The 6,608-nt window shown below is 66.7% G+C and carries 9 protein-coding genes and 1 pseudogene; 7 read left to right on the forward strand and 3 right to left on the reverse strand.

Annotated features, from left to right (window positions below):
* Positions 1 to 94 precede the first annotated feature (94 nt).
* From WA805_RS27855 to WA805_RS27865, 3 genes and pseudogenes are all read left to right on the forward strand, one after another.
* Complete coding sequence (locus WA805_RS27855) at positions 95 to 691, forward strand: methyltransferase family protein (RefSeq protein ID WP_425243815.1); 597 nt, start codon at positions 95 to 97, stop codon at positions 689 to 691.
* A 203-nt stretch (positions 692 to 894) separates the two neighbouring features.
* Positions 895 to 1,023 (forward strand): annotated as a pseudogene (locus tag WA805_RS27860) (hypothetical protein); the annotation flags it as partial.
* A 112-nt stretch (positions 1,024 to 1,135) separates the two neighbouring features.
* Positions 1,136 to 1,669, forward strand: coding sequence for an SDR family NAD(P)-dependent oxidoreductase (locus tag WA805_RS27865; protein ID WP_424559874.1), 534 nt, complete (start codon positions 1,136 to 1,138; stop codon positions 1,667 to 1,669).
* Between the two features lie 408 nt (positions 1,670 to 2,077).
* Here the strand turns inward: WA805_RS27865 and WA805_RS27870 are convergent, their stop codons facing one another.
* Positions 2,078 to 2,599, reverse strand: a complete 522-nt coding sequence (locus WA805_RS27870) for an SRPBCC family protein (RefSeq protein WP_422278723.1) — start codon at positions 2,597 to 2,599, stop codon at positions 2,078 to 2,080.
* A gap of 202 nt (positions 2,600 to 2,801) precedes the next feature.
* Here WA805_RS27870 and WA805_RS27875 point away from each other — a divergent pair, with 202 nt between their 5' ends.
* The 4 genes from WA805_RS27875 to WA805_RS27890 all read left to right on the forward strand — a co-directional run bounded on the left by WA805_RS27875 (position 2,802) and on the right by WA805_RS27890 (position 5,042).
* The gene (locus WA805_RS27875; protein WP_422278727.1) at positions 2,802 to 3,248 is read left to right on the forward strand and encodes an SRPBCC domain-containing protein; all 447 of its coding nucleotides are present in this window, start codon (positions 2,802 to 2,804) and stop codon (positions 3,246 to 3,248) included.
* Positions 3,245 to 3,595, forward strand: a complete 351-nt coding sequence (locus tag WA805_RS27880; protein ID WP_425243816.1) for an ArsR/SmtB family transcription factor — start codon at positions 3,245 to 3,247, stop codon at positions 3,593 to 3,595. Before WA805_RS27875 ends, WA805_RS27880 begins: the two co-directional genes overlap by 4 nt.
* 27 nt (positions 3,596 to 3,622) lie before the next feature.
* A complete protein-coding gene (locus tag WA805_RS27885) occupies positions 3,623 to 4,354 on the forward strand; it encodes a DUF899 domain-containing protein (protein ID WP_422285937.1) in 732 nt (243 codons plus the stop codon).
* A 253-nt stretch (positions 4,355 to 4,607) separates the two neighbouring features.
* Positions 4,608 to 5,042: a nitroreductase family deazaflavin-dependent oxidoreductase gene (locus WA805_RS27890; RefSeq protein WP_424564020.1), complete on the forward strand. Its 435-nt coding sequence runs from the start codon at positions 4,608 to 4,610 to the stop codon at positions 5,040 to 5,042.
* A 916-nt stretch (positions 5,043 to 5,958) separates the two neighbouring features.
* Here WA805_RS27890 and WA805_RS27895 read toward each other — a convergent pair.
* Positions 5,959 to 6,096 (reverse strand): SDR family oxidoreductase, encoded by a 138-nt coding sequence (locus WA805_RS27895; protein WP_422275000.1) that lies wholly within the window; start codon positions 6,094 to 6,096, stop codon positions 5,959 to 5,961.
* A 237-nt stretch (positions 6,097 to 6,333) separates the two neighbouring features.
* The coding region (locus WA805_RS27900) for a sulfurtransferase (RefSeq protein WP_425243817.1) at positions 6,334 to 6,608 on the reverse strand (275 nt) is incomplete at its 5' end.

Here is a 6,608-nt window from a genome sequence, read left to right on the forward strand (position 1 = left end):
GCCCTCTTCGAGCGCGCGGCCCGCCCGGACCCCGGCGCCGGCCCGGCCATCGCGCCGGGCCAGCCACCACCCATCTGACCGCCCTGGAGGAGAGATGAAGCCCTACTTCGATACCAACCACATCGCCGGCCTGCTGCTCCTGGTTGTCGTGCTGGCCTGGGGAGCGATGGAATCCAGCCAGTTTTCCCAAGGGCTGGAAGCCAGGAAGGGAGCCACCAAGATCGGCGGCCCAATCTCGCGGGTCGTCTTCCTGGCCAGCCTGATCGCCGCGAGCGTCTTCCTCTACCTGGCCCCGCACATCGTCCCGGCGGCCGCGATCCGGCCCGGTGCCGTCGCCTTCGCCGCCGGGATGGCGATCCTGGTGGCCGGGCTCGTGCTGCGCGGGTGGTCGTTCAAGACGCTGGGTGAATACTTCACCTTCACCGTCATGGTCAGCACCGACCAGTCGGTGGTCGCCACCGGCCCGTATCGCCTGCTGCGCCACCCCAGCTATACCGGGATCCTGCTGGCCTGCGTCGGGGTCGGCCTGGCCTCCGCGAACTGGGCCGGCCTGGCCGTCATGGCCCTGCTGCCGCTGGCCGTCATCCTCTGGCGCATCCATATCGAGGAGAACGCGCTGATGACCACGCTCGGCGACCGGTACCGCGCCTACGCCTCGCAGCACCAGCGGCTCGTCCCGCTCATCTGGTGACACGCCCCGTCAAGCCGCCTCGGAAACCGGGCCAGCGTATCCGGCAGGCTCGGGCAGCCCCGGCTGACCAGGAGGCGGGACATGACTGGTATCGGCAGAGGAGGCAGTGATGAGCCTGCTCGGTAAGATCGCCATCGTAACCGGCGGAGGATCCGGGATCGGAGAGGCTGCCAGCCAGGAGCTCGCGCGCCGCGGGGCCGACAGTGGTCGTCGCCCACATCAACTCCGGCGACTTGTCGCGCGTCGCCGAGGCGATCGTCCGCCAAGGCGGCCGGGCTGAGGCGCGCCAGGTCGACGTGTCCAGCGAAGACGCCGTCAGGCTGACGGTCGAGGAAACCGCCGCCAGCCACGGCCGGCTGGACTACCTGTTCAACAACGCCGGCATCGGCATCGGGGGGCGATGCCCGCGACCTGACCTCCGAGCACTGGCGCCGGGTACTCGGCGTGGACCTGTTCGGGGTCATCTACGGCACGCTCGCCGCCTACCCGATCATGACCCGGCAGGGATTCGGCCACATCGTCAACACCTCGTCATCAGCCGGGCTGCTGCCCGGACCGTTCAACGCCCCTACAACACCAGCAAGCACGCCGTCGTCGGGCTGTCCCTGTCGCTGCGCATCGAAACGGCCGATCTGGGGGGTGAAGGTCAGCGTCGTCTGCCCCGGCTTCGTCCGGACCAGCATCTACCAGACCGCCGTGACGGTGAACATCCCCCAGGACAAGGCGAGCCCCAGCGCCAGACTCGCGGCCTGGATGATGGAGCCGCGAGCCGCACAGGTAATCCTCAACGGTGTCGAAAAGAACCAGGCGGTGATCGTCTTCCCGGCCTCGATCCGCTGGGTCTGGCGCGCCTACCGGATCGCCCCCGCGCTGATCAGCCGTCTCCTCGCCCCGCTGTTGCGGAAGCGGATACGGGAACTGCGGAGCTATCGCCTGACCTCCGACGAGGCCAAGAAGGCAGCGGAGGGCCAGAGCTGAAGGGCAACGGACGACCGACGACACCGATGGACGCGCAGATCACCCAGATCCGCGCATCAGTCAGCCACCCCGGACGGCAGGTCACCATCAGTAACAAAACGTGTGTCACCGCGAATATCGCCCGCCGATTACGGTCAAGCCATCCGATTGCCGCGGACCCATCTGGAGTGACGCCGGTGTTCATGATGAACGCGCAAACACCCCGCCAGCCTCACCCCTATCCGAAGCCGGCGCTACGCAGATTCCGCCGGACCCCGAGAACTGCGAAAGTCGAGTGGCAAGAGCCCGCATCGATAAGCCTGATCTGTCTCGCAGTCCGGGGCAGCCAGAGAGACCAATGCGGGCCGCTATGACGCTGGGTACTGGATCCGGATGAGCTGTGACGGCACCTCGTTCGGGTGGCACAGCCTACGACCCAGGCAAGGCGGTTCCGGTCTCGAGCAAGGTCTTCAGGCTGGCAAGGACGGCGGGCCAGCCGTTGGAGATGGCCTGGAGAACGTCGCTACCAGACTCGAAGCTGTTGTGGATGACCGTGAGCTTCACCACGCCGTGCCCGGTGTCCTCGATGTCGAAGGCGACCTTGGAGCGGGGCTCGGCCCGCCAGGCGTCAGCGGTGTCTTCGTCCATGCCGACCTGGGCGGCCCACTCGGGCGTGAACGTGTGCCAGGTGTATGCCAGCCGACGGTAGGGATCGGACTCGAGGATCACCTGTTCGGGGTCGCTCACGACGAGCCCGACCTCCTCGTGCGCCAAGTCGTAGGTAGAGCCCTTCTTCCAGTCCGAGCGGAAGGTCTTCTCACCAGCCCTTTGGTGCCGCCAGTAGCGTCTCGTGACGGCGGGGTCGGTGAGGCCCCGCCAGACCCGCTCGGGCGTGGCGTGAATGTAGGTCGTGTAGGTAAAGCTCGTCATCTGGTCGATGCGTCCAGCCATTGCCTTGCCTCCGGTTCTCAAGTTGCCGGATTGAGAGTGGTGCCAGCCCATGAGGGCGCTGGACGTTCCTCCTCGATGCGCAACCAATGATTGCATGTCTCTCCCGGACATGCAACACAAGGTTGCACGTATGTTTCTGACGCGCTACCGTTGGTTGCAGCTTGAGCGTGTTAGTGAGCGCATAGGAAGGGAGCTGATAGTGATGGCAAGCCTGGTGATCGCGCGGGAGGTCCTGATCGAGGCGCCGGCGGAGGTGGTGTGGCGCACCATCACCGAGCCCGGCCAGATGAGCCAGTGGTTCGCCGACCGGGTGGAACTCGTGATCGAACCCGGCGCTCATGGCTACATGGGGTTCGGGGACCAGGGCGGCCCGGTCGTCGTGGAGACGGTCGATCCGCCGACCCGCTTCTCATTCCGCTGGAATCATTCCCGCGGCGAGGAGCCGGCGGCGGGCAACTCGATGCTCGTCGAGTTCACGCTGACGCCCGAGGGCGAGGAGCGGACCCGTCTCCGGGTGACTGAAAGCGGCCACGAACTGCGCGACTGGCCCGGCGCGGAGAAGCAGCGTTATGCCGACGAGCACCAGGAAGGCTGGGCCGAGTACCTGGACCGCCTGGCCGCGGTGCTCGCGAAGGGCCAGCAGGGATGACGACTGCGCAGGCCGATGATGAGCTGTGGTCGGCCATCGGTGATCCGTCTCGCCGCCGGGTCCTCGACCTCCTGGTCAGCAACGGTGAGGTCAGTGCCAGCTGGCTGGCCGGCCACGTGCCGTTCTCCCGCCAGGCCGTCTCCAAACACCTGGTCGTGCTCGAACAGGCCGGGCTGATCAGCCGGCGCAAACAGGGCCGGGAGGTGCTCTACCACGTGCAGGCCGGCCGTCTTGACCAGGCCACTCGGGCCATGGCTGACCTGGCCGCGCAATGGGACCGGCGGCTCGCCACGGTCAAACGTCTCGCCGAAGCGGCGCACGCAGAAAACAAAAAGAGACAGACATGAAGGACGACGACATGAGGGAGAGAAGCAATGACCGATCACAAGACCGGAACACGTCAAGAGTGGCTTGCGGCCCGGCTGGAGCTGCTCGAGGCCGAGAAGGCGCTGACGCGCCGCAGCGACGAGCTGGCGCGGCAGCGGCGTCAGCTGCCCTGGGTGCGGGTTGAGAAGGACTACCGGTTCGCGACCGAAGACGGCGACGCGTCGCTGCGCGATCTGTTCGGCGGGCGTTCGCAGATGCTCGTCTATCACTTCATGTTCGATCCGGACTGGGACGAAGGCTGTCCGAGCTGCTCGGCGGTCACTGACGGCTTCGCCGGCAGCATCACGCACTTCGAGCACCACGATGTCGCGTTCGTCGTGGTGTCGCGCGCCCCGCTCGGCAAGCTCGTCGCGTACAAGCGGCGGATGGGATGGGACGTCCGCTGGGTCTCGTCGCTGAGCAGCAGCTTCAACTACGACTTCCACGTGACGGCCGATCCCGCCGTGGCACCGGTGGAGTACAACTACAAGGACCAGGCGCAGCTCGAGGCGGAGAACGTCGCCTGGCGCGACTGGTCAGGCGAGCAGCCCGGCATGAGCGCGTTCGCGCGGGACGGCGACGACGTGTTCCACACGTACTCCGCGTATTCCCGCGGCTTCGACGGGCTGTGGACGATGTGGCAGTGGCTGGACCGCGCGCCGCTGGGCCGCAACGAAGGCGACGGGTCATGGTTCCACCGGCACGACGAGTATCCCGCGACCGCAGGGGGACCGTCGTGATACCCGCACAGACCGCCCGGATACCAGCGGAGGGATGGCTGATGCCGTCACCTACTCGATGGCCGGCTCGCCCTCGTCGACAGCACCGGGACCTGCCCGTATCCGGCCGGCAGGAGGACTCTCCGCCCGGCTGGTCCCGGCACAACCCAGATGGCCAACGGCTAGCAGGCAACGACCGAAACAAGCGCGGAGACTGAGGACAGCCCAATGGTGCGAGATCAGGCTGCGCCGCTTCTGCGGATTGGAGGACATCATGGCGAACTCGGCTCCGAGCGGGCCCAGCGACTACAACACCAAGATCATTGAGGAGTTCCGGGCGAAGGGGGGACACGTCGGCGGCCCATGGGCGGGCATCACGCTGATTCTCATCCACCACATCGGCGCAAAATCCGGGATCGAGCGCGTCTCGCCGCTGGCCTACTCCCTTCAAGGAGACGGCCGCTTCGCGATCTGGGCCGCCAATGGAGGATCGCCAGGCCACCCAAACTGGTACTACAACCTCAAGGCCGACCCCAGGATCAAGGTCGAGGTGGATACCCAGACGTTCACGGTACTAGCGCAGGAGCTCGACGACACCGCCCGCGCCGAGCTATGGCCGAAGCTGCTCGCGCAGTATCCGCAACTCAGCGAAGCCCAGGCCAAGACCACGCGACAGATTCCGGTGTTCATGCTGACCCGCCAGGACTGACCTGTGACGAGGGCCGCCAGCTTGCCACGCTCGGGCAGTCCGCGCAGACCTGTCCCCCGGGCTGGACTGTGACGTGCCCGAGCCGGCGAGCATTCTGCGAAGGCCCTTCCGTTCCTCTACCGGGCTGTCGACACCGTGTGATCGTCCGACTCGTGGGTTTCGAGTAGATGGACTGGGTCTCCGAGTGGGTTATCGACATCAAATGGGGCCGGCGAACACATTCGCTCAGAATAACTGTTCGGCGTCTGCCAACAAGGGGGACTCCAAGGCCGGCGGCAGCGCCATATCGGCGGTTCTAGCCGTGTTGGTCTGTAGCCGTCTGTGACGGCCTGGTTCCTAGGGTCACTTCCCAGGCGAACAGGGAGCAGCCTCGTATCGTGCTGGTCCAGCGGAGCGTGGTGCGGAGATCGCGCCATGGGCCGTGGGATTCGGCCTTCTGCCGTGGCGTGTCAGCGAGCCGGCCGAGCGACGACGGCGTGATCAGTGCCGTTTCTCCGGGCTTCAGCGGGAGGACGGACCTGCCCGACTGCTCGATGTACCGCACGTATCCGTCGTCTGCCGCGAGCATTCGCCGGCGGCCGAAGACGTCGCCAAGCCGCCCGCCAAGGCGGCAGGAATCCGCCGAACACAAGGGTGTAGGCGGAAATCGTCTACTCCAGGTTGAAGGCGAGAAGTGCAGTGCGGTTCGGATCGATAGCAGTGCGACGGTGACGATCGTGGCATCAAGGACGACCATCAGCTGCGACGCCGAAATCACCGCCAGCGCGACCGCCAGGTGCCTCGAGACCGGGTCCTGTGGTTCGGGCAGGCCGGGAGATGCCGGTTGGACGAACCTCTCGGCACTGATCCCGGTGTGTTGGACGCACGGCAGCACTGGCCAGTAGCGGTGGCTCGTGACGTGCCTGAGTGCGTTTCATCACCAGACCTTCATGCCGCCGTCGACGACGATATCGATGCCGGTGATGTACGAGCTAGCGTCGGAGGCGAGGAACAAGGCGACGTTTGCGATCTCCTCCGGTTGCCCGAGTCGCCCCAGGAGCGTCCGGTCGAGCATCTGGCGTGCTCAGCCGCCGGTTTCGTCGAGCTGCGCCCGCGTCGCGCCGCTTTCGATCAGGCCAGGGGAGATCGAGTTGACGCGGATGCCATGCACGCTCCCCTCCATCGCCAACTGGCGCGTGACAACTGAACGGCTCTCCGCTGTTCGGTTACTTGAGTGAAGTGCCGTAGCAAGCCGAGATGGAAGGGACTTGCATGTGCCGAACCTCGATGCGAACGCAGGGTTAGCCCAGGGTTAGCCCGGGTCCGGGCCGGTGGCGACCGGGCGGGAAGGGTCGGTGATCCATTCGGACCAGGAGCCGGTGTAGAGGGCCGCGGGGATGCCCGCGAGGGTGAGGGCGAGGACCTCGTGGGCGGCGGTGACGCCGGAGCCGCAGTACGCGCCGACGGAAGTGCCGTCGGCGGCGCCGAACGCGGCGAAGCGGCGGGCCAGGTCGGCCGGAGGGCGGAACGTCCCGTCGGCGGTCACGTTCTCCGCGGTCGGGGCGCTGACCGCGCCGGGGATGTGGC

The sequence above is a fragment of the Trebonia sp. genome, assembly GCF_049794275.1.
In the GTDB taxonomy this organism is placed as follows: domain Bacteria; phylum Actinomycetota; class Actinomycetes; order Streptosporangiales; family Streptosporangiaceae; genus Trebonia.

Excerpts from the sequence above, each read along its gene's own strand:
- WA805_RS27890 (WP_424564020.1), top strand. The coding sequence starts at position 4,608 with ATGGCGAACTCGGCTCCGAGCGGGCCCAGCGACTACAACACCAAGATC.
- WA805_RS27880 (WP_425243816.1), top strand. The coding sequence starts at position 3,245 with ATGACGACTGCGCAGGCCGATGATGAGCTGTGGTCGGCCATCGGTGAT.
- WA805_RS27895 (WP_422275000.1), bottom strand. The coding sequence starts at position 6,096 with ATGCTCGACCGGACGCTCCTGGGGCGACTCGGGCAACCGGAGGAGATC.
- WA805_RS27875 (WP_422278727.1), top strand. The coding sequence starts at position 2,802 with ATGGCAAGCCTGGTGATCGCGCGGGAGGTCCTGATCGAGGCGCCGGCG.
- WA805_RS27855 (WP_425243815.1), top strand. The coding sequence starts at position 95 with ATGAAGCCCTACTTCGATACCAACCACATCGCCGGCCTGCTGCTCCTG.
- WA805_RS27885 (WP_422285937.1), top strand. The coding sequence starts at position 3,623 with ATGACCGATCACAAGACCGGAACACGTCAAGAGTGGCTTGCGGCCCGG.
- WA805_RS27870 (WP_422278723.1), bottom strand. The coding sequence starts at position 2,599 with ATGGCTGGACGCATCGACCAGATGACGAGCTTTACCTACACGACCTAC.